This is a genomic window from Butyricimonas synergistica DSM 23225 (assembly GCF_000379665.1).
Classification (GTDB): domain Bacteria; phylum Bacteroidota; class Bacteroidia; order Bacteroidales; family Marinifilaceae; genus Butyricimonas; species Butyricimonas synergistica.
The window spans coordinates 102,100-122,322 of sequence record NZ_KB903367.1; the positions used below are offsets into that span (position 1 = coordinate 102,100).

Below are 20,223 nucleotides of genomic sequence, written 5' to 3' on the forward strand. Positions count from 1 at the left end.
TTTCAATTCTCCATTTTCAATTGTATTATTTCACTGCCGGGGAAATAGTGCATCAGTATTTCTTTGTAGCTATATCCCCGGGAACTCATGACAGCGGCTCCGATTTGGCAAAGACCGACACCATGTCCCCAGCCGGCACCTTTGAAAGTGAAACGGGCGGGAGTGCCGGAAGAGTTCTTCTCGGTTTCGACGATAAAGGCTGAACTATACAAGTGTGACGGGGAAAAGGCTTTGCGGATAATCAACTCTTTGCCGATCGTCATGCTTTTCTTCGTGCCGGTAAGCCGAAGCCGGATAATGCGTCCCGATACGCCTCTTTGCAGGGGTTCGATCGAGGTGATCGTGCCGAAATCAATGCCTAGCTTCGTTTTCACGAGGGTGGACAATTCTTTGGTCGTGTAGGATGTTTCCCAACGGAAGAAGTCTTGTGTTTCCTGGTCGTAGTCGTTCAGCACGTTGGAAAGTACTTGTTTGTCCCGGGTATTACAGAAAACATCCGGGGAAGACAATATCCATGCCCGGGCTTGCGCCTCTTCCGAGAGGTCGGGAACAGAGGCAAGGGATGCGCTGTCGATGATTTTCGTGAGATAGGGATGATTTACGGGTTCCCAGGTGTTGTCGAAGCGTTCGGATACCCCACCGCAGCATTTGGAGAAGCGGGCATCACAGACGTCCCCGTTGTAGGCGAGGACTTCCCCCCGGGTGGTTTCTATGGCTTGCCGGACGACGGGGGTATACGCTTTGCTGATACCTTGATAGCGTTGGCAATGGTCATCGGCACATACGTCGAAATGGTCGTGGTCTTCCCGGTCGAACCAACGGATATATTGGTCTTCGTCTTGAATGCAGGACTCGTATCCCGTGGTCATCCGCTCTTTTTTAGTCTTTTGCGCGATCAGCCAGCTACGGGAAATGACTGCGTGTGCTTTTAGTAATTCCAGCGAAGAGGTGGCACTCATCTCGGAAGAGATAACGCTTAGTAAATAATCCTCTAGCGGGAGGATGTTGACCGCGGTCAAATACTGCTGTTCGTCTAATATCTGTAATGCTCCTTTGAATTTTTGGTTTTCCGTGCGTTCCCAATGAAAATGGATTCCGATAACGACATCCAACAGGTCGAAATCAGCGTGCTCGTAATCATCGGGCGTGAGCGTGAAGCCGGAGGATACGGTTTCTTCTCCCGTCGGAGTATACAAGTGTAATTCTCCCGTGTTTTTGGTAACAAAACATTCCCCCGTGTAAGTTCGTGTCCCGTTGCGGTAGATACCGTTTAAACGGAATTTGATGCCGGGGGCGAAGAGAATGCCGATAGAAAGACTTAATGATTTCATGATTTACGATTTAGCGATTAAGTGATTGATCTCTGAGTTGGAAATCATGGATCGTAAATGATTGAATTCTTCATTCGTGAGAGTCAGTTGCCCGAACAGGTCTTGGAGAAGCGGGGCGTCGAGGCGATTGAAGTCTGCTTTGCGGGGCGATATAATCAACCCGGCGAAATCCACGCAACCCGGACTGAACAGGATGTTGTCATCGCCTTCGGCAAAGAATTGCCACGGGCGGTGCTGGCGACGGGGAAACAGGACAATTTGCCATTCCTCGCCTTCATACCAGGCGAAAAGGTTCATCATGGGTTCCGGGTCGTTCGGAGTGACTTTACCGATTATGTCTAATATGCCGGCAAAAGTCTGTTCAAGTAATTCCTTGTTACCGGAACGGATGAGGATATTTTTGCGGATATAGTTTTCGATACTTTCCACGACAAGGATCTTGTCTGGCGCCGAGAGTAACGTTTCCTTTGGGCAATGAACCACGTCTGTTTCCAACGGCATCTCGTGACGGGGAGCCAATTGGAAATGGAAATGGTCGGGGGCTGAGGCTCCACTCCGGGGACCATTGTAGAAAATGGTGTATTCCGGGTAGGTGCGGGCAATATCCAGCATATCACCCAAGTGTCCGGATATGAGTTGGGGAATATGTTGTTTTGCCGGAACCGTGTAATGACGGGAGAATATTGGATAAGGGTTCACCCGTATATCGAGTGTCGGGTTGTAATCGAAACTCTGTTGTTCCGATGGCATATTTTTTTTACACAAGAAACAAGCTCTCGCTTTCAAGGAGGCTTCGTCTATTTTTGCCACAGCCGATAGTATTCTGTCCGGGTTGTGTTGTATCCGTATTTGAAAACCGTCAAAGTTAATGGTACGATAAAGAACGTATTTTAAACGGTCGTAATTGTTTTTCGCTGTTTGCCACGTGGCTAGTTGGTTTTCTAAGAAATGGTCGAAGAACATGCTGATTTTAGATTTTAAATTTTAGATTAAAACTCCCTCCCCCCTTCGGGGTACTCCCTCTGTTTATAGAGGAGGTATCGGCAAAGCCGACGGAGAAGTTTGTTTCCAGTTGCATCCTTGCGAATAATTCAATTGTTCTGATCTTGTCTTTGTAGAAATTATTCCGGTTTACACGTTGGATGTCAAGGTCGGCGTCGGAGTTGCCTTCCCAGCGTCGGCACAAGTACAACGGCTCGTAAATACGCCCGATCTGGTATTCCCGTGAAATTGCTAGGGCGGTAGCGTAGTCTTCCCCGTAACTGACATTCGGGATTCTTATTTCCCGAAGCAGGGGGGTATAGAAGGCTCGGGGTGCGCCTAAGCCGTTTACGCGCAGGGCATTGTTGCGTCCGTTCTCGGGAGTCCACTCTTGGTGGTCGATGATGCCCGGGGGGATTTCTTCAAGGTTGAAGTCGACCATGCGATAACTTCCGATCACCATGGCGCATTGTTGTTCGCGGAAAGTATCGACAATAGTTTGCAGCACGTGCCCGTCGATATAAAGATCATCACTATCCAGTTGTACGGCGAACCGCCCGCAAGCGGGGTGCATGATCGCATGCGTCCAGCATCCCCCGATGCCGAGGTCGGTACGGCTGGGAATCAGGTGAATCACCCGTTCCTCTTTTCCGGCGATGCCGGCGATCACGTTGGTAGTGTCGTCCGTGGAATGGTTATCTATGACAATAATATTGTATTTGAAATTCGTTTGTTGCGCGAGTACCGAGTGAATGGCATCGGCAATCGTCTTCTCCCGGTTGCGCACGGGAATGATAACGGAAGCTTCTGCCTCGAATGGCACGCTTGACAAATCGATGGTTTTGAAACGCGGGGGGAGGTATGCCCCGATGGCTTTCAAGTGTGCCGTGCAGGCTTGTTCCATCTCGATTTGTACCTCTCGGTTACGAGGATTCACGTAGTCGAATTGCTTCTCCCCAGATCGGCGGGTATCTTGTTCCACTTCCGTGTACAGGTATTCGGGAATTCGGAAAATCATCCCTTCCCGGGAAAGGCGCAGGCGCAGGTCGTAAAGTGCCGCGAACCGGTAATCCGTGTCCATCTCGGTAACGACCTTTCTGAACGTTTCTGTTTTTAAAAGGAGTACCGAACCGAAATCGAAATCATCCCGGAGGCTTCCCGCTTGGTATTCTATTGTCGGGTGCGGGCAAATCGTTTCATCCCGTTCCGTGTAATAATCGGAATACAGCATAACCGCTCCGGTTGCCCGGGCTATCTGTATGAAACGTTCTTCGGCGTATTCTCCCAGCCGTGCCGCCGGATGCTTCGTGTATAAAAAGAAATAAGGTGTATGCACGGAATCAGCCAGCTGGCGTAAAATAGTTGTATTTTCAAAAAATAAATAATCTTTTAATATATCATCTTTTCCAAGTCGATTGACAATACAAGCGATGTTTGACATAAACGAAACTATTTAGGTTGAACTCAAAGATATATTCTTTTTGTAGGAAATGAAATTTTTTATTCGATTTTGTGTGAAAATTAATATCTTTGTGAGGTTACTAAAAAGAAGATGTTGGACTTTTTCAAATATATATATGGATATTTGAAGCGTATGTGCTTATTGTTCCTCTTGTTGTGCGTTTACTGGACGGCGGCGGGAGTAATTCTTAAGCCTGATTCCCTCATCCTGATTATCAGTTCATATAATCCTGAGACCTCACAAACTTCCCGTAATATATCCGAATTTTTGGACGAGTATAATTCTTTGAGCGGCAAATCGGCTGTCGCGATCGAGAACATGAACTGCAAAAGTTTCTCCGAAGCCACCTTGTGGAAGTCCCGGATGAAGGATATTTTAGCGAAATACACGGGCAAAAGTTTACCGAAGACAATTGTCCTGCTGGGGCAGGAGGCTTGGACGTCTTATCTGTCACAAGATTCACTCGTGTCCCACGATATTCCAATTGTCGGGGGAATGGTGAGCCGTAACGCGGTTCTCTTGCCGGAAGCGGGGACAGATTTGGAAAATTGGGAATCCGAGAGCGTGGATGTCGTTGACGATAGCGTGAAGAAATTCCATATTTTGGGCTTTGCGTACGAGTACGATGTAGTGAAGAATGTCAAGTTGGTTTTGGAGTTTTACCCCGAAATGAAGCATATTGCTTTTATTTCCGATAATAGTTATGGCGGTGTTTCCTTGCAGGCTCTCGTGAAAAAAGAGATGAAAGAAGAATTTCCGGATTTGGATTTGATCTTGTTGGACGGTCGGAAGCATACGGTTTATTCGATGACGGATGAAATTGCTAAATTACCGAAAGAAACTGCTATCTTGTTGGGAACTTGGCGCGTGGATAAGAATGACGGCTATTTTATGCGCAATGCCACGTACTCGATGATGATGACGAACCCCAGCCTGCCTGCTTTTACGATTACTTCTATTGGTATGGGATATTGGGCAACCGGGGGATATGTACCGGAATACCGGACTGTCGGGAAAGATATAGCCCGCCTGGTCGTGGGATTGGAGAAACAAACGGATTCTCTGTTGTTGAAAGAAGGGTTACAAATGATCCCTAACGAGTATTGTTTTGATTACGCGAAGTTGAGAAAAGGGGGCTTCTTGGATAAAGAGGTAACGAAGGGGGCTGTCTTGTATAACAAGAAGCCGTCTTATTTCGAGGAATACAGGTACGAGATCATGGGAGTCGCTTTCGCCTTTATCGTGCTATTGTTGGGATTCGTGATAGCGATGTATTTTTATCTTCGCACGAAGCGATTTAAGGATGCTTTGGTGGAAGCCCAGAAGGATAATACCCTTATTCTGAATAATGTGAACACGGGGATTAAATTTATTAATCCCGATTTCACGGTCAAGTGGCATAATGGAGTGGATTTTGTCGCCTCGAGTGAAGAGGTACTGGCATCGAAAGGAAAAGTTTGCTACAAGGCTCTAAGGAATCTGGATAAGCCTTGTTCGTATTGTCCGGCGGTACAAGCCATGAAGACTGGAGAAGTGGCGGAAACGATCGTGAAGCAAGGGAATTATTACGTGTATATATTGGCAAATCCGGTTTTTGATGACGAGAAGAACCTGTTGGGAGTGGTGATGCGTTTGGAGGATATGACCAAGCAGAAAAAGGTCGAGATCGAATTGCGTCAGGCGAAGGAAAGGGCGGAAGAATCGGAACGGTTGAAATCCGCTTTCCTGGCTAACATGAGCCATGAGATCCGTACGCCGTTGAACGCGATTGTCGGTTTCTCCAGTGTGTTGGTTGCGGATGATTATGATGCCGATACCCGTAAGGAATTCGTGGAGATCATTCAGAAGAATTCGGATTTGTTGCTTCGATTGATTAATGATATTCTGGATATATCTCGCTTGGAAACGGGACGTTTGAAATTCTCCCTGGAGGAAACGGAGATAGTTTCGCTTTGTCAAAGCGTGTTGGCGACCACGAGTTACGGGAAACAAGGGGGAGTGGAATACGTGTTTGAATCTCCATGCGAGCAATATATGTTGAGGACGGATGTCCAACGGTTGCAACAGATTTTGATTAACTTGTTGTCGAATGCCAATAAATTTACTTCAGAAGGAACTATCACGTTGAGTTTTAACGTGAACGAAGAAGAGAACTGTGTTTATTTCCGGGTAACGGACACGGGAACGGGTATTCCCGAGAGCAAGCAGAAGAAAGTGTTCGAGCGTTTCGAGAAATTGGACGAATACGTGCAGGGTACGGGATTGGGATTGGCAATCTGCAAGCTGACCATTACCATGATGGGTGGTGATATTTGGGTGGATAAAGACTATAAGGGAGGTGCCCGTTTTGTCGTGCGGCATCCTTTGCACGTGACGCTTGTTTCGGAAGAATAAAATCAATATGTGTGTGTTGCGAAATCTATACTTGATTATGGGTTATTTTACCCTATGGGGTGACTATTGGCTGACTATTGGCTGACTAATAGGCGACTATTGGGCGGGTTCGCCCATTTATCGCCTACTGTTTTGCGAATACATAAAATTATACCTTCAAAAGAACAATTTACACCCAAAAACGTTCTTTTGAAGGTACGATTTTGATACGATGGCGAATGCTATCGGGTATAGAAATCAATCTGTTTCTTGATGGCTCGGGTACAGACCGGGCAAAATTCGTTGCCGGAGAGGGTGTTCATCAAGCAATCGGGGCGGGGACGATATATTCCTTTTTCCATGTAGCCGCCACCCTCGTAGACTCCAAGTTTTTTGATGTTGCTGCGGTCGATGGGTGTGGGGATTGGGGTGTCTTTGTCCAGCATATTTTTCCATTTCTTGTTGAAATTGACAAGGGTTGTCAAGTTGGGTTCCCAGGGTTCAACTCCTTTGGGATACATATCGTTGTAAGAACTACCGATTTCCACGTATTCGTCGCCCAAACCGGCAAAAAGATGTCCGAACTCGTGAACGTAAACTTTTGCGGCGTGCAGGTTGCCGTTGATGCTGATCCCGTAGTGGTTGTAGATAGCGCCTCCGCCGTATTTTTGGGTGTTGGCGATGATGTAAATGAAGTCGTAAGGAACGTTGCCGGCAAGGTCACGAAGGCTTTTGTGATCATAGGTCATGATGTAACGTTCGGAATCAAACGTGTAGAATGATGAATTTAAGATGGTGTTCTTCCAGATGTATTCACCGGGAATATCCACGCCGGATTCACGAGAAGGGGCGAGTACGGCACGGATGTTAAAGCGATTACGATTTTCCTTGTAAGGGGAAAGACTGAATAAGCCTTCTGCGAAAAGTTGACAATCAGCTTTGAACTTTTCCATTTCATCGGCGGTATATCCTTCCGGAAGAAGAACAATGTCTACTTTATGGGCGGAATTGCCGGTATAGAGAACCTCGAACGAGGGATATTGTAAACGGCGGTCTTTTTTGATAAAGTAACTGTCAATATCCACGTTGTACTCGAATTTCTTCACGAATTTTCCTTTTTTATTGCGGCTGCAAATTTCAATACGGACATCATTCTTGGGGAAGGGCATCACGACCGTTTCGGAACAGTAGCGACGGGTGGTTTTTGCCTCATCCGTGGTCTGCCATTCGCCGAACAAAGTACAATAGCCACGGGAGTAAATAAGTTGATTACTTGCTGCATCGTACACGTTCAGGTAGTAATTCCCGTAGAACATGGTGTCTATCAGATTTGTTTTAGAGCCTCCCCAGTAGGGTTCTTCAATAAGTTCTTCAAAATAAATTTCTTCGCTTTGATTGTCCCCGCAATGGGCGTAATCCATACGTAAGGTCTTGTTGTGGAAATACTTGTCGAACTGTGCCCACGAGATGTTGGCTTGTAAAAGCAGCATTATGCCGGCGATAAGAGTTATTCCTTGTTTCATAGATTTGTTATATTATTAATATAGATTTTGTGCAAAGATAGTTTTTATTTATTCCTTGTAATACACCCGTTTTACGCGAAACGATATGCCCGTGAGTACCTCGTAAGGGATTGTGCCTAATTTCTCTGCGACTTCCGTCACGGGAATATGCTTCCCGAAGATCTCGACTTCATCCCCGATGGAGGCATCCGTGTCCGTGACGTCAATCATGCAGGTATCCATGCAGATGTTACCGATAATCGGGACCCGCTTGCCTTTCACGTGTACTTCCCCGGTTCGATTGCTCAGGTGGCGGTTTAACCCGTCGGCGTACCCTACCGGGATCACTGCGATACGGGAGGGACGGGTAGTATAGCTTTTGCGCCCGTATCCAATGGATTGTCCTTCTGGAACATCGCGTATGGACGAAATGTAAGTTTTGAAACTACTTACAGGCTGCAAGTCTGCATGGGTGGCACTGATGCCGTGTAGCCCGATTCCCAGGCGTACCATGTCGAAGTGATACTGGGGGAAACGTTCAATCCCGGCTGAGTTCAGTATATGGCGCCAGATTTTATAATCGAATCGGGCTTGAATGCGTTCGGTCATGCGCTCGAACAGGTGGATTTGTCCCAGGGTAAATTCGTCATGCACGGCTTCGTCACTTCCAGCTAAGTGTGAGAACATGGAACGGATGAAAACGGAACGTTCCGAATCGAAGAATTCGAGCAATCGAGAGATGTCTTGTTCGTCAAAACCGGAACGGTTCATCCCGGTATTCAGTTTTATATGTACCGGAAAACGCTTGATACCGTGTTTTTGCAACGCTTGATTAAAATCCTCCAGGATATCGAGGGCGTAAATCTCTGGTTCGAGATTGAACATGATCATGTTGTCAAATGCTTCCCGTTCCGGGTTCATCACGGCAATGGGGATGGTGATTCCCGCGGCACGCAGTTCTATTCCCTCGTCGGCAAATGCCACCATAAGGTAATCCACCCGGTGGTATTGCAGCAGAGAGGCGATTTCCCGGGAACCACTTCCGTAGGAAAAGGCTTTTACCATCACGGCAATGTGGGCATCGGTTAAGGATCGGAAATGATTCAGGTTGTGTACCATGGCGTCTAGGTCGACTTCCAGTATCGTACCGTGTGATTGTTTTTGCAGGAATCCGGCGATAAATTCAAATTGAAATACCCGAGCTCCCTTGATTAATATCACTTGATCCCGGAAATTCTCCCGTTCTTCCTGCCTTAGAAAATGTTCCGTGTCCTCGTAGAAACGGGAATTAGGGGCAAAGTCATAACGATGGTCACTCAAGTGCTTCCCAATCCCGATAAACAGCATAACATTCGTTTGCCGGAGCATCTCGGCAATGGCGGGATACAGGTCTTCACTGCCTTTGCCGGAGTCCATAAAATCGGAAAGGATGACTACCCGTTCTTTTGAGGCATCTTGTGTCGCCAGCATATTCAATGCCAGTTGGAACGAGGAAGGGTCTGAATTGTAATAGTCGTTCACGAGGGTGCAATTGTTGATTCCCTCCTTGATTTCCAGTCGCATGGCAATAGCGGAGAGTTGCTCCACTCGGGAGGTGATGACTTCCGGGGAATACTTTTTTAGTAATAAGACGCATACGGCGTTCATGCAATTCTCGAAAGATGCGATGTCCGGGAAGGGAATGTCGAGAATAAAAGTTGTTCCTTTGTGGGAGATTTTTATTTCCCGGTGGTCATGGGCTATATTTACCGTTCGCACCTGTACATCTGCCTCTGTTTCTTCTCCCCAGGTGAAGAAGGTGGTTTTGGCGGGCACTCGCGAGCGGATGAATTGCAGGGCTTTTCCCGCTTGTCCGATGACCCATTGGCAACGGGTGAACAAAAGGGCTTTTTCTGCCAGTTTTTCTTCCCGAGAGGTGAAGTTCTCGTCATGCGCATCGCCTAGATGCGTGAAGATGCCGATGTCCGGACGGATCATTTGTTCCAGGCGTTGCATTTCTCCTTTTTTGGATATACCCGCCTCGATGATAGCGATTTCGGCTTTGGTATCGATACCCAACAATGATAATGGAACCCCGACTTGCGAGTTGTAACTCCGGGGACTGCGGTACACGGCATGGTCGTTTGCCAATAATTGATAGAGCCATTCTTTCACGACAGTTTTACCGTTGCTTCCCGTGATACCGATGACTTCCACCTTCGACTGCTGGCGGTGGTAGGCTGCCAGTTGTTGTAAGGCTGCCAGGACATTCTCCACGATAATCAGGTTTGCCTCAGGGAGATGCTCAAATTCTTTTCTATTTTCACTGATAACGAATGCTCTCACCCCTTCGGAGTAAAGCGTTTGTATATAATCGTGGGCGTTGTGGTTACTTCCTGTCAAGGCGAAAAATAACGTGTGTTCCGGGGCGACAACAGAACGGCTGTCAAGGCTGTATTCCGTGATTTCGACCGGAATGCCTTGTCGTAACTTCCCCTGTATGATGTTGGCAATCTCTTTCATAATTTAGAAAATTGAGAATTGGAAATTGAAAATGAGGGTTTTGCAATTTCCAATGGTTTTGTTTATCGTGAAACAAAGCTACGGATTTTAGAAGTTAGATTATCTATTTTAGAATGGAAAATTTCGAGGGATTGTGATTTGCATACAGGTGAATCGGATATGTATCTTCGTGTGTTCCCGTGGAAATACTTGAGTAATCTTCGAGTATTAAGGGGTTATTGTTGGGTGGAGTCGGCTTTGTTTCTCTTTTTTCAGATCGGTGCACGGGGAGTTATTGATTATTATGGGAGTTTCTCAGAGTAATATCCAGGGAATTTCTCTTGAAAACCTAGAGCAGTGGGGCGAAGAGGCGGGCGAGGGATTCCCGGATTTTGTCTCTCTTTGGGCGGAATTTCCACCGGTGGAGGGTGACTTCGGAGCTTTCTTTGAGGTCGTTCAGGAAGTCTTCTCCCAGTTTGCGGCTGACGTTGCGATCATAAAGGATGAGGTTAACTTCGAAATTCTGCTCGAAGCTGCGGATGTCCATGTTGGCGGTTCCCACGGTGGATACCAGACCATCCATGACGATCACTTTGCTGTGGTTGAATCCTTTGCGATATTGGAATACCCGAACACCTGCTTCTAGCAGTTCTTCAATATAGGAACGGGTGCACCAGTACGTTAGCAGGGAGTCCGATTTGTAGGGGATCATGATGCGGACGTCCACGCCACTCATGGCGGCGGTTTTCAGCGAGTTGATGGTGGTTTCTCCCGGCATGAAATAAGGCGTAGAGATAAAAACGTATTTCTTTGCCATGTTGATAAGCGTGAAATAAGCTTGTTGTATGGATGTCCAATCGCTGTCAGGACCGGATGCCACGGTCTGGATAACTACGTTGCCGTCGGCTTTCTTGTTCGGGAGGTATTCGGTTTTGTCCAGTAATAGTTCCTGGCGGACAAAGTACCAGTCGATCAGGAACACAACTTGCAGTGAGGTAACTGCTTCTCCTCTTACCTTTAGATGGGTGTCGCGCCAGATGCCGATGCCGGGTAGCCCGTATAAATACCGGTCGGCGAAGTTCAGACCGCCGATGAATCCGGTGTCCCCGTCGATAACGATGATTTTGCGGTGGTTGCGATAGTTTGCCTTGTTCGTGAACACGGGAAAACGAACAGGTAGAAACGGGTAGACTTGGATTCCTGCTTCCCGCATTTCACGAATATAGCTTTTGGGTAGTTTCCATGATCCCACGTCATCAAAGATTACCCGGACTTCCACGCCTTCTTTCGCTTTGGTAATTAACAGGCTTTTCAGTTTCTCTCCTAGTTCTCCTTTGTCTATGATATAGTATTCGAGGTGAATGTATTTTTTTGCCTTGGCGATTGCCTTGAAAATAGAACCGAAAGTTTCTTCCCCGTTGTTCAGTACTTCTGCCGTGTTGTTGCGGGAAAGAAGGGCTTTGCTATTGTTGAGAAGGAGTGTCATTAAAGGTTTCACCGCTTCCATGTCGCTTTTTTTCAATAATTCGGCTTTTTGGATACGCTGTTTTTGGTCTTCACTCATGTACTGAAGCCATTTGAAGTCGCCCAATCCTTTCATGGAGAACATCTTGACTTTACGGTAGTTCATGCCGAAATAAATATAGAACAGTAACCCGATACCCGGCAAGAGAACGAGAACAAGTATCCATGCGAGAGTACGTACCGGATTCCTGTTTTCCAGTATGATCGTGTAGATAATTACCAAAATGGTGATTACATACAAAACGGTTACAACATCTATCGTAATATTCGTCCAGTTCACGAAATTAATTTTCAATTTTCAATTTTCAATTTTCAATTAAACCGTATCTTTGTTTTATGAATACAATGTTCGGTTTACAGCAATACGCATTACAGGAGCTAAAAGATACCTACAATGAGCATGAAATTAAATATTTGTGTTCACATCTTTTTTGTAAGATGTTGCATTGTACAAATATAGAAATACATCTTAAAAAACACGAATTATTGGACGAAAGGTTTGTAGATAATTTTGTCGAGGTGGTGGCAGAACTGAAAAAGGACCGACCGGTGCAGTACGTGTTAGGAGAAACTGAATTTTTAGGTGTTGATTTTCACTTGAATAGCGATACTTTGATTCCTCGTCCCGAAACGGAAGAGTTGGTGATGTGGGTGGCGGAAAGCGGATTGAAAGCGGGAGAGCGGGTGTTGGATGTGGGAACCGGGAGCGGGTGTATTATCGTGGCTTTGGGGAAGATGGTGCCCGGATTGGAGTTGCACGGGGTGGACGTTTCACCGGAAGCTCTTCGCCAGGCAGGGGAGAATGCCCGGTCGAACGGGGTAGAGGTGAACTTTCTCGAGCGGGATATTTTGTATCACGAGAGATGGGATTGGTCGGATTTTGACGTGATTGTCAGCAATCCTCCTTACGTGCGGGAGTCGGAAAAAGCATTGATGCACGAACGGGTGCTGGGATACGAGCCGCATCGGGCTCTTTTCGTGACGGATGAAGACCCGTTGGTATTCTATCGTGTAATCGCTGAGTTCGGGCGTTTGCACTTGAAGCCCGGGGGACTTTTGTTTTTCGAGATTAACGAGGCTTTCGGGCGAGAGATGGTGGAGTTGTTGGAGGGAATGGGCTATTGGGAGGTGGAGTTACGAAAGGATATTCACGAGAGGGATAGAATGGTAAAGGCGAAATGGATTCAGTGATGTTAGATTTTAAATTCTAAATTTGATAAAGTGGACGCGAAAAAGGCTTTAAATATAGTAGCGGGGCAATGCAGTAAGAAAGAGTGTTGTAGTACGGACGTGGAGGCTAAATTACGGCGTTGGGAGTTATCGGACGAGGATGTTGCGGAGATTATGGCGTTTCTGGTGAAACATCATTTCCTAGATGATGCCCGTTTTGCCGAAGCGTATGCACGAGATAAATTCCGTTTCAATCGTTGGGGTAAACTGAAGATCGCCCAAATGTTACGCCGGAAGCAGATGCCCGATTCGATCATCAAGCAAGCGCTTGCCGTTTTGCCCGAGGAGGATACGGATGCTACTTGCCTTGCCTTGTTGCGACAGAAGAATAAAAGTATAAAAGACGAAGATCCTTACAAGCGGAAAGCTAAACTTATACGTTTTGCCTTGAGCCGGGGTTTTGATTACGAAACGGTGAGCCGGTGTATGGAAAAAGAACGTTTCTAAAAATTATCCCATTTCACTAACCTTTTCCAGGGCATCCATATCTATAATCTTGATTTGCTTGCCGGAGAGTTCCAAGATGCTTTCCGATGCAAAGTTGGATAGCGTACGGATGGCGTTGGAAGTCGTCATGTTCGACAAGTTGGCGATGTCTTCTCGGGAAAGGCAGATTTTCAAGGTGATGTTGTCGTCCTCGAAACCGTAAGTGTCTTTCAACACGAGCAGGGCTTCAGCCAAGCGTCCGCGGATGTGTTTCTGGGTAAGGGTGACGGTACGGCGGTTGGAAAAACCGAGGTCGGTGGCAAGAGCCCGAATGACGTTCATGGCGACGTCCGAGTTACTGCGCACGATGCCGAATACCAATTCGGTTTTCATGATACAGACAATGGAATCTTCCAGGGCTTCTGCCGAGGCAATGTGGTTTTCTTCGGCGAAGAAAGCCCGGTAACCAATGAAGCCGACGGGTTTTGCCATACGGACGATTTGTTCCCTGCCGGCGATCCCTTTTTTCATGATCTTGGCTTTACCGGTAATCAGACAAAGTAACCCGAATGGTTTGTTACCCTCTTCGTATATCAGATCACCTTTCCGGTACATCTTGCAGATGGAGGTCTGACGGATGATACTCTTACTGCTTTCGTCGAGATTGGCAAAAAGAGAATTGGGGCTGTCAATACAGATGTTACAATACTTGTTATGTAGTTCTTTGTCTTTTATTGTTCTCATGGCTCTTTTGGGTCAGATGGTTTACAATTTGGCAGTGAGTGGCATACGACGTCCGCTTCCGAATGCTTTTTTGCTGACTTTGAGTATCGGGGGGCATTGTGCCCGCTTGTACTCGTTGCGGTTTACCAGCGTGAGTGTCTTTTCCACGATTTCTGGGGCAAATCCTTGTTTGATAATATCTTGTTTGGATTGATTGTCTTCCAAGTACAATTTGAGGATAGCGTCCAGCGTGTCATAATCGGGAAGTGAGTCCTGGTCTTTTTGCCCCGGGCGAAGTTCTGCCGAGGGGGCTTTCGTGATCGTGTTCTCCGGGATGAGTTCCCGTTCCCGATTGATATAGCGGCTTAGTTTGTAAACTTCGGTTTTATACACGTCGCCAAGCACGGAGAGGGAACCGCATAAATCCCCGTACAAGGTGCCGTAGCCAACTGCCGCCTCGCTTTTGTTCGAGGTATTGAGTAGTATGTGCCCGAATTTATTAGAAATTGACATCACGAGTGCTCCCCGGATACGGGCTTGCAGGTTTTCTTCCGCCACGTTGAAGGGACTGTCTTTGAAGACGGGCTTTAGGGTAGAGAGGAAAGTCTCGTATATCTCTTTTATGGCGAGGGTTTCGTGGGCGATACCCAAGTTTGTTGCCAGGTCAATGGCATCTTTCACGGAGTGGTCTGTCGAAAAGCTGGAAGGCATCAGGATGCCCAACACGTTTTCTTTTCCCAGTGCTTCTGCTGTCAGTGCGGCAACAAGGGCTGAATCAATGCCCCCGGAGAGTCCCATGACTGCTTTACTGAACCCGTTTTTACGGAAGAAATCCTTGATTCCCAGGATGAGCGCATCGTGGATGAGTGCTATCCGGTCTTGAGGTTTCTCTTTTATCGGGGTTGCATTTTCCAGTGTATTGGTGTCGATGAATACAAGGTCTTCCCCGAAAGAAGCCCCTTTGTGTACGAGTGCCCCTTTTTTATTGAAAACTAACGTGTTGCCGTCAAATATAATGGAGCTGTTGGCTCCCACGTGATTTAACGCGATCACGGGGCATTTATCTTTTTGCGCGATGGAGGAAAAGACTTCTTTGCGGTAATTGTAGCTTTCGGTGGTGAAGGGAGTCGGTCCCACGTGAACAATCAGCGTGTCAGTTTTTTCAACCATGTTTGATTCGTATTCGTCAAAAAGGACACGGATGTTCTGATTCATGTATCGCAAGGGGGTATTCGATTCTTCCGCTATGAAATAACGGCTTTCGTCAAAAATATCGTAGTCGCTCAGGATGGTTTTGTTGACGCCACCCCGTACTTCCCCATCATACATGAAGAACATGGCGTTGTATAGCACCCCGTCTTCCATATCTAGGTTGGGACAGCCGACGAGTGCCGCGATACCGGAACATTGTTTCGCGATCTTTTCTATACCAAGGCGACATTCATTCACGAAATACTCTTTCTCGAGCAGGTCTTGGGGATATGCGCCGCATATGGCGTGTTCGGGAAACAGAACCAAATCGGCTTTTTTTGATTTTGCCTTTTGTATGGCGGCAATGATAAGATCCCTGTTTTTGGAAATGTCGCCGATGTGATAATTGATCTGAGGTATCGCTATTTTCATAGTATTCTGCACGTTATGTTCCTTGTGGAAACTGTTGGTAAATTAAAATGATAACTCTTTGGCAGCTCACTTTGTTAATTGTCGCAAAAGTACGAATTTTGCACAAAATAATGGAATGTTATTCATGAAGTTTTGTGGATTATGGATAAAAAAGAGTTACGGAAACAGATAAAGGCTCTGAAGAGTCAATATTCTTTGGAGCAGAAGATGGAGATGTCACGCCCGCTTTGGCATGAATTGGAACAGAATATCTTTTTCCAAGAAGCGCGTACCGTTTTAATATACTGGTCGATGGACGACGAGGTATTCACCCATGATTACGTGGTGAAATGGGCTGGCGAGAAAAAGATTTTACTTCCTTGCGTGAAAGGGGATGTCCTTGAATTGCGGGTGTTCGAGGGGATGGAATCCTTGAAGCCGGGAGAGGCTTTCGGGATACTGGAACCCGTGGGGGAGTTGTACACGGATTACGATGCCATTGATATGATTGTCGTGCCGGGTGTTGCTTTTGACGGTCAAGGTAACCGGCTAGGACGGGGACGGGGGTATTACGATAAGATTTTGAAAGAGACCCGTGCAGCTCGAAAGGTAGGAATTTGTTTTGATTTCCAATTCGTGGAGGAAGTGCCTGTCGATGAATTGGATGTGCGGATGGATTTGGTGATACACGGATAAAAAAAAGCTGCCTCGCGGGGAGGCAGCTTAATTTTCCTTTTTTATGATGATTAAGCTTCTTTAGGAGCTCCAACAGGACATACGCCAGCGCAAGCCCCGCATGAGATACATTCATCAGCATTGATTTGGTAGTGATCATCACCCATAGAGATTGCTCCTACCGGGCATTCTGATTCACATGCTCCACAAGAAATACAATCATCAGATATTACGTAAGCCATTTCTAAAAATTTTTTTGTTAATAATGCCGCAAAAATATAATCTATAATTGAAACAAAAAACTTTTTCCAAGATAAAAAGGCTTATTATTTCTTATTTATACCCATTGTAAAGTGGAGAGAGGAAAGGTTAAAGTCCTGAATTTGGAGTTTAAAGTGGAGAGGGTCAGAGATTTCCAGTTGAGCGATTACGTGATTCATGCCGTGTGAAAATTCGGGATAAACGATCGTTGATAGGGTTGCTATTTTGAGAAATAATTCATACATTTGCGGCGCAATTGTAGTACGGGGGGAATTTTAAAACGTGTGATGGGAACACGGATACGGCTCAGAACCCCGGGGCATCAATCCGCGTTTGAGTAGCACAAGCAATATTAGTAATATGCAAGTATTTAATTTAAAAGGAGAAGTAAGAAGCGATTTAGGTAAAAAAGCTACTAAAGCAGTAAGAAATGAAGAAAAAGTTCCGTGTGTTCTTTACGGAGGTGAGGCTAACGTTCATTTTGCAGTGAAAGATCGGGATTTGAAGAAACTTCTTTATACTCCTAACGTGTATCTTGTGAATCTTGACCTTGATGGCAAGTCTTATGACGCTGTTATGAGAGATATTCAATTCCACCCGGTAACGGATAAGGTATTGCACATCGATTTTTATCAGACTGCAGAGGATAAGCCGGTTGTAATCGAGGTTCCTGTTAAGACTACTGGACACGCTGCCGGAGTTCAAGCCGGAGGTAAATTAGCGTTGATTAGCCGTAAATTGAAAGTGAAAGCTCTTCCGAAAGATATGCCGGATGAAATCGTTATCGACGTTACTTCATTAGGTGTAGGTAAATCTATTAAAGTACAAGATGTTCACATGGAAGGTGTTGAGTTGATGAACGCTAAGAGTGTTGTTGTTGCTCAAGTGAAATTGACAAGAGCTGCAAGAGCTGCGCAGAACGCTCAATAATCATTGAAAAAATAGAGAGATGAAATATCTTATTGTGGGATTAGGGAACATTGGTCCCGAATACCAGAATACACGACATAACATCGGATTTAGAGTGTTGGACGCCTTCGCGAAGGCGTCCAATGCTGTTTTTGAAGATATGCGTTACGGGGCTGTGGCGACGGTGAAATTGAAAGGACGTACTCTGATTTTGTTGAAGCCTAGCACGTACATGAATCTTAGTGGGAAAGCCGTGAGTTACTGGATTCAGAAGGAGAAAATCGAGTTGTCTAATCTTTTCGTGGTTGTGGATGATTTGGCGTTGCCTTTCGGAACGATTCGCTTGAGAAGTAAAGGTAGTGACGGGGGGCATAACGGGTTGAAGAGTATTAATCAATTGCTGGGAACGCAGGATTACGCCCGTCTGCGTTTTGGGATTGGTAATGATTTCCCCAAGGGAAGCCAAGTGGATTACGTGTTGGGTGAATGGACGGGCGAGGAAGAAGAACGGTTGCCTGTCATGTTTAAGCATTGTGGCGAGGTGATTGGAAATTTTGTTTTTATCGGGGTGGATAAAACGATGAGCTTGTCTAATAATTTACGATTTTGATTTCTGTTTGACGATTTTAAATTCTAAATTTACAATTTGGATAAATTCAAAATGTATAGACCGTGGAAAAGGTTAGAATAGATAAATGGTTGTGGGCGGTTCGGATTTTTAAAACCCGCTCATTGGCAGCAGAAGCTTGCGGCAAGGGACATGTGTCTATTGGCGATGCACATGTGAAAGCTTCCCGGGATGTAAAAGTCGGGGATGTTGTAAAGGTACGGGTCCCCCCGATCGAACGGGAATACATGGTGAAGCAGGTGACGGATAAGCGGATGTCTGCACAATTGGCGGTTGATTTCGTGGAAGAAGTTACGCCCCAGGAGAAATTGGACATCCTGCGAGGTGTTTATGCACAATTTGAATCGCGGGATAGAGGTACGGGCAGACCGACCAAACGAGATCGCAGGTTGATAGATAAACTCAAAGAATTTTAAAAATTTAGAGATTCTGTGATTTGCGATTTAGTGATTTCGTTTCGCTTGATCATAATCACGTAATCACTCAATCATTAAATCACTTAATTAGTATGTTGATTGCACGAGAAAAAAGGAAGAGTAATGTAGCTGAATATATCTTGTATATGTGGCAAGTGGAGGATATGTTGAGGGCGATGGCGATGGATATTCAGCAGTTGGAGCAGAATGTAGTCAGTCGATTTCAGGTAGACGAGAATACCCGGAAGGAGATTCGGGAATGGTATGACAACCTGATCGAGATGATGAAAAAAGAGGAGGTCGTGAAAGGCGGTCATTTGCAGGTAATTAAAAACATGGTGAATGAGCTGACCGAATTGCATTTTTACTTGTTGCACGAGGCGCAGGATATGAAATACAAGCAGTTGTTCATGATGGCTGCGAATAACTTGCTGGATTACCGTCGGAAGACGAATTTGCCGGAGGAGGTGTCTGATGTTGAATTGGCACTCCATGCACTTTACGGTCATTTGATGTTGAGATTACAAAAAAAAGAGATAAATTCGCAGACAGCGATGGCGATGGAATCGTTTAGCCGGATGATTGCTTATCTGGCTGCAAGATACAAAGCGATGGAAGAGAACGAGGAAAAGATGTTTGATTAAGTCATGAAATGAGATGAAAAGAATAATATTGATCACGATAGCATTTTTGTTTGCCCTAAACCTGTGGGCGGAAGAAGGTACCAAGGAATTCAAGCAAAGTTTTCCGGCGGCTTCCTTTAATGAATTGATCGTATCTAACCGGTATGGAAATATTGACGTGCGGCAGGAGGGAGAGGAGTTTGCCATTACTGCTACAGTGTGGGTGGAAGCAAAGAATAAAGCCAAAGTGGATGAAATACTTGAATATATCGCTATAACAGCTAAAGAACGAGGTTCGGCGTTGAACGTGGAGTCCGTATTTAAAAAGGATATGAGCTTGAAGCAAACTTTTTCCGGGGTTACGGTTAGCGTGGATTACCATATAAAAGTTCCCGTGGGGAAGAAAGTACGTCTGTTGAGTACAGATGGTGGTGTTTCTATGACGGATTTCACGGGAGATTTGAGTGTCGAGATCGTGTCCGGGAATTTCAAGGCAAACACAGTGTTAGGGGGTGAATTTTCGATGAAGCAGTCCAAGGGGGAGTTTGACGTGGAGAAAGTAGCCATGTTTAATGGCGAATTCAAGTCATGCAAGGTGAAGATCGGTGAGGGTACGGATATGAAATTGGATTGTAATTCTACCAGCCTGCAATTGATGGAGGCGGATAACCTCACGTTAAAAACTTCCGGGGGAACTTGCTACTTGGGGATGATTGAGAATTTGACCGGGAATTCTTTTTACACGAAATACGAGGTGCAGGATGTCGGGGACAGGTTGTGGATGGATATGCGCTGGGGGGAATTGAACGTGCGGAATGTAAACATCTCGTTCTCATCGGTGGAAGTGAAGGGTTCTTCTACAAAAGTTGGTCTGACTTTCATGGAAGGATGCGGGTACGCTCTCGAGATCAACCGGAATAAAAATATGAAAGTGGAATTGCCACAAGGAGTAACCTTGGAAGCGAAGCCTACTACCAACAAGAATGCCGTGTTGGAGACGGGTTTTGTCGGGGATAAGAAATATTCGGGGAAAGTGAATTTGAATTTGTCGGGAGGAAGCCTTTTTATTCAATAAA

At 45.9% G+C, this 20,223-nt stretch carries 18 protein-coding genes; 9 read left to right on the plus strand and 9 right to left on the minus strand.

Translation table 11 applies throughout. The features are described 5' to 3' along the window. Positions 1–2 precede the first annotated feature (2 nt). The 3 genes from A3CY_RS0112875 to A3CY_RS0112885 are packed head-to-tail and all read right to left on the minus strand — an operon-like array spanning position 3 to position 3,753. The gene (locus A3CY_RS0112875; protein ID WP_018338336.1) at positions 3–1,331 is read right to left on the minus strand and encodes a SpoIID/LytB domain-containing protein; all 1,329 of its coding nucleotides are present in this window, start codon (positions 1,329–1,331) and stop codon (positions 3–5) included. A 3-nt stretch (positions 1,332–1,334) separates the two neighbouring features. Continuing rightward, complete coding sequence (locus tag A3CY_RS0112880; protein ID WP_018338337.1) at positions 1,335–2,294, minus strand: DUF4922 domain-containing protein; 960 nt, start codon at positions 2,292–2,294, stop codon at positions 1,335–1,337. A 7-nt stretch (positions 2,295–2,301) separates the two neighbouring features. After that, positions 2,302–3,753: a glycosyltransferase family 2 protein gene (locus tag A3CY_RS0112885; protein ID WP_018338338.1), complete on the minus strand. Its 1,452-nt coding sequence runs from the start codon at positions 3,751–3,753 to the stop codon at positions 2,302–2,304. Positions 3,754–3,864: 111 nt separating this feature from the next. On the opposite strand from A3CY_RS0112885, the gene A3CY_RS23320 reads away from it, so the two are divergent. Continuing rightward, entirely contained in the window at positions 3,865–6,168 is a 2,304-nt protein-coding gene (locus tag A3CY_RS23320) for a sensor histidine kinase (RefSeq protein ID WP_018338339.1), read from the plus strand. Between the two features lie 221 nt (positions 6,169–6,389). Here A3CY_RS23320 and A3CY_RS0112895 read toward each other — a convergent pair whose 3' ends face one another. From A3CY_RS0112895 to cls, 3 genes are all read right to left on the minus strand, one after another. Beyond that, a complete protein-coding gene (locus tag A3CY_RS0112895; RefSeq protein WP_026207632.1) occupies positions 6,390–7,670 on the minus strand; it encodes a M64 family metallopeptidase in 1,281 nt (426 codons plus the stop codon). Positions 7,671–7,718: 48 nt separating this feature from the next. Next, a complete protein-coding gene (locus A3CY_RS0112900) occupies positions 7,719–10,151 on the minus strand; it encodes a bifunctional UDP-N-acetylmuramoyl-tripeptide:D-alanyl-D-alanine ligase/alanine racemase (protein WP_018338341.1) in 2,433 nt (810 codons plus the stop codon). Positions 10,152–10,479: 328 nt separating this feature from the next. Continuing rightward, positions 10,480–11,949 (minus strand): cardiolipin synthase, encoded by a 1,470-nt coding sequence (cls, locus tag A3CY_RS0112910; protein ID WP_018338343.1) that lies wholly within the window; start codon positions 11,947–11,949, stop codon positions 10,480–10,482. 50 nt (positions 11,950–11,999) lie between these two features. Between cls and prmC the strand changes: the two genes are divergently transcribed. Beyond that, positions 12,000–12,845 carry a peptide chain release factor N(5)-glutamine methyltransferase gene (gene prmC / locus A3CY_RS0112915; RefSeq protein WP_240388161.1) on the plus strand — a complete coding sequence of 282 codons (846 nt, stop codon included), beginning with the start codon at positions 12,000–12,002 and terminating at the stop codon, positions 12,843–12,845. A gap of 30 nt (positions 12,846–12,875) precedes the next feature. Next, positions 12,876–13,331: a regulatory protein RecX gene (locus A3CY_RS0112920; RefSeq protein ID WP_018338345.1), complete on the plus strand. Its 456-nt coding sequence runs from the start codon at positions 12,876–12,878 to the stop codon at positions 13,329–13,331. Between the two features lie 3 nt (positions 13,332–13,334). On the opposite strand, the gene A3CY_RS0112925 is transcribed toward A3CY_RS0112920, so the two are convergent. Further along, a complete protein-coding gene (locus A3CY_RS0112925; protein WP_018338346.1) occupies positions 13,335–14,054 on the minus strand; it encodes a Crp/Fnr family transcriptional regulator in 720 nt (239 codons plus the stop codon). A gap of 21 nt (positions 14,055–14,075) precedes the next feature. Beyond that, on the minus strand, positions 14,076–15,656 hold the full coding sequence (locus A3CY_RS0112930) for an NAD+ synthase (protein ID WP_018338347.1): 1,581 nt from the start codon (positions 15,654–15,656) through the stop codon (positions 14,076–14,078). Between the two features lie 141 nt (positions 15,657–15,797). Between A3CY_RS0112930 and A3CY_RS0112935 the strand changes: the two genes are divergently transcribed. After that, entirely contained in the window at positions 15,798–16,331 is a 534-nt protein-coding gene (locus A3CY_RS0112935; protein ID WP_018338348.1) for a 5-formyltetrahydrofolate cyclo-ligase, read from the plus strand. A 50-nt stretch (positions 16,332–16,381) separates the two neighbouring features. On the opposite strand, the gene A3CY_RS22545 is transcribed toward A3CY_RS0112935, so the two are convergent. After that, a complete protein-coding gene (locus A3CY_RS22545) occupies positions 16,382–16,552 on the minus strand; it encodes a DUF362 domain-containing protein (RefSeq protein ID WP_071595998.1) in 171 nt (56 codons plus the stop codon). Positions 16,553–16,931: 379 nt separating this feature from the next. On the opposite strand from A3CY_RS22545, the gene A3CY_RS0112945 reads away from it, so the two are divergent. The 5 genes from A3CY_RS0112945 (at position 16,932) to A3CY_RS0112965 (ending at position 20,222) form a co-directional block, all read left to right on the plus strand. Further along, positions 16,932–17,501: a 50S ribosomal protein L25/general stress protein Ctc gene (locus tag A3CY_RS0112945; RefSeq protein WP_018338350.1), complete on the plus strand. Its 570-nt coding sequence runs from the start codon at positions 16,932–16,934 to the stop codon at positions 17,499–17,501. A gap of 19 nt (positions 17,502–17,520) precedes the next feature. Then, entirely contained in the window at positions 17,521–18,090 is a 570-nt protein-coding gene (gene pth / locus A3CY_RS0112950; protein ID WP_018338351.1) for an aminoacyl-tRNA hydrolase, read from the plus strand. A gap of 62 nt (positions 18,091–18,152) precedes the next feature. After that, positions 18,153–18,524, plus strand: a complete 372-nt coding sequence (locus A3CY_RS0112955) for an RNA-binding S4 domain-containing protein (protein WP_018338352.1) — start codon at positions 18,153–18,155, stop codon at positions 18,522–18,524. A 92-nt stretch (positions 18,525–18,616) separates the two neighbouring features. Continuing rightward, positions 18,617–19,168, plus strand: a complete 552-nt coding sequence (locus A3CY_RS0112960; RefSeq protein WP_018338353.1) for a DUF4924 family protein — start codon at positions 18,617–18,619, stop codon at positions 19,166–19,168. A 13-nt stretch (positions 19,169–19,181) separates the two neighbouring features. Continuing rightward, positions 19,182–20,222, plus strand: coding sequence for a DUF4097 family beta strand repeat-containing protein (locus tag A3CY_RS0112965; protein ID WP_018338354.1), 1,041 nt, complete (start codon positions 19,182–19,184; stop codon positions 20,220–20,222). The last annotated feature ends 1 nt before the right edge of the window (position 20,223 follow it).

Excerpts from the sequence above, each read along its gene's own strand:
- A3CY_RS0112875 (WP_018338336.1), bottom strand. The coding sequence starts at position 1,331 with ATGAAATCATTAAGTCTTTCTATCGGCATTCTCTTCGCCCCCGGCATC.
- A3CY_RS0112880 (WP_018338337.1), bottom strand. The coding sequence starts at position 2,294 with ATGTTCTTCGACCATTTCTTAGAAAACCAACTAGCCACGTGGCAAACA.
- A3CY_RS0112885 (WP_018338338.1), bottom strand. The coding sequence starts at position 3,753 with ATGTCAAACATCGCTTGTATTGTCAATCGACTTGGAAAAGATGATATA.
- A3CY_RS23320 (WP_018338339.1), top strand. The coding sequence starts at position 3,865 with ATGTTGGACTTTTTCAAATATATATATGGATATTTGAAGCGTATGTGC.
- A3CY_RS0112895 (WP_026207632.1), bottom strand. The coding sequence starts at position 7,670 with ATGAAACAAGGAATAACTCTTATCGCCGGCATAATGCTGCTTTTACAA.
- A3CY_RS0112900 (WP_018338341.1), bottom strand. The coding sequence starts at position 10,151 with ATGAAAGAGATTGCCAACATCATACAGGGGAAGTTACGACAAGGCATT.
- prmC (WP_240388161.1), top strand. The coding sequence starts at position 12,000 with ATGTTCGGTTTACAGCAATACGCATTACAGGAGCTAAAAGATACCTAC.
- A3CY_RS0112925 (WP_018338346.1), bottom strand. The coding sequence starts at position 14,054 with ATGAGAACAATAAAAGACAAAGAACTACATAACAAGTATTGTAACATC.
- A3CY_RS0112930 (WP_018338347.1), bottom strand. The coding sequence starts at position 15,656 with ATGAAAATAGCGATACCTCAGATCAATTATCACATCGGCGACATTTCC.
- A3CY_RS0112935 (WP_018338348.1), top strand. The coding sequence starts at position 15,798 with ATGGATAAAAAAGAGTTACGGAAACAGATAAAGGCTCTGAAGAGTCAA.
- A3CY_RS22545 (WP_071595998.1), bottom strand. The coding sequence starts at position 16,552 with ATGGCTTACGTAATATCTGATGATTGTATTTCTTGTGGAGCATGTGAA.
- A3CY_RS0112945 (WP_018338350.1), top strand. The coding sequence starts at position 16,932 with ATGCAAGTATTTAATTTAAAAGGAGAAGTAAGAAGCGATTTAGGTAAA.
- pth (WP_018338351.1), top strand. The coding sequence starts at position 17,521 with ATGAAATATCTTATTGTGGGATTAGGGAACATTGGTCCCGAATACCAG.
- A3CY_RS0112960 (WP_018338353.1), top strand. The coding sequence starts at position 18,617 with ATGTTGATTGCACGAGAAAAAAGGAAGAGTAATGTAGCTGAATATATC.
- A3CY_RS0112965 (WP_018338354.1), top strand. The coding sequence starts at position 19,182 with ATGAAAAGAATAATATTGATCACGATAGCATTTTTGTTTGCCCTAAAC.